This window comes from Mycobacterium sp. E3298, assembly GCF_001666895.1.
Lineage (GTDB): Bacteria > Actinomycetota > Actinomycetes > Mycobacteriales > Mycobacteriaceae > Mycobacterium.
The window spans coordinates 1-1,077 of record NZ_LZJB01000505.1 but is presented as its reverse complement, the minus strand read 5'-3'; the positions used below and the strand labels follow the sequence as shown (position 1 = coordinate 1,077).

Here is a 1,077-nt window from a genome sequence, read left to right as displayed (position 1 = left end):
GCTGGTGGCCACGCAGCTGGCCAAGGCGCTGACCGACCCGGCGGCCGCCGCCGCGCTCGCCGAACTGGACGCCGTCCTGCTCGGCGGCGGCCCGGCCCCGCAGGGGGTGCTCGACGCCGCCGCGGCGGCCGGCGTCGCCGTGGTGCGCACCTACGGGATGAGCGAAACCGCGGGCGGTTGCGTGTACGACGGCGTGCCACTGGACGGCGTCCTGGTCCAGGTCGCCGCCGGCGGCCGCGTCCTCCTCGGCGGCGCGACCCTGGCCAAGGGTTACCGCAACCCGGTGCAGCCCGACCCGTTCGCCGCGCCCGGCTGGTTCCGCACCGACGACCTCGGCGCCGTCGACGAGGCGGGTGTGCTGACCGTGCTGGGCCGCGCGGACGACGCGATCAGCACGGGCGGGCTCACCGTGCTGCCGCAATTGGTCGAGGCGGCGCTGGGCACCCACCCCGCCGTCGCCGACTGCGCGGTGTTCGGCCTGCCCGACGACCGGCTGGGCCAGCGGGTGGTCGCCGCGATCGTGCTGGCCGAGGGCCACGCGGCTCCGACGCTGGACGAGCTGCGCGCCCACGTGGCAGGCACCCTGGACACCACCGCCGCCCCGCGCGAACTGCACGTCGTCGAGGCGTTGCCGCGGCGCGGCATCGGCAAGGTCGACCGGTCGGGGTTGGTGCGCCGGTTCGCCGGGCCGGCCGATCAATAGGCTGGTCGACCGTGAGGCTGGCACGTCGGGAGTTTGTGGCCGCCGCGGTCGGGGCGGTGCTGGTGGGCGCGGCGAACGGGTCGGGCTGCACCGGGTTGCGGTAACCCTTGGCCAGGGTCGCGCCGCCGAGGAGGACGCGGCCGCCGGCGGCGACCTGGACCAGGACGCCGTCCAGTGGCACGCCGTCGTACACGCAACCGCCCGCGGTTTCGCTCATCCCGTAGGTGCGCACCACGGCGACGCCGGCCGCCGCGGCGGCGTCGAGCACCCCCTGCGGGGCCGGGCCGCCGCCGAGCAGGACGGCGTCCAGTTCGGCGAGCGCGGCGGCGGCCGCCGGGTCGGTCAGCGCCTTGGCCAGCTGCGTGGCCACCAGC

At 77.3% G+C, this 1,077-nt stretch carries 1 protein-coding gene and 1 pseudogene; one reads left to right on the top strand and one right to left on the bottom strand.

From position 1 onward, the window contains the following. Positions 1-703: o-succinylbenzoate--CoA ligase (gene menE / locus A9X05_RS23235; protein WP_082971028.1), on the top strand; the 703-nt coding region annotated here is incomplete at its 5' end. 70 nt (positions 704-773) lie between these two features. On the opposite strand, the pseudogene A9X05_RS30080 reads toward menE, so the two are convergent. After that, positions 774-1,077: pseudogene (locus A9X05_RS30080) on the bottom strand (O-succinylbenzoic acid--CoA ligase); the annotation flags it as partial.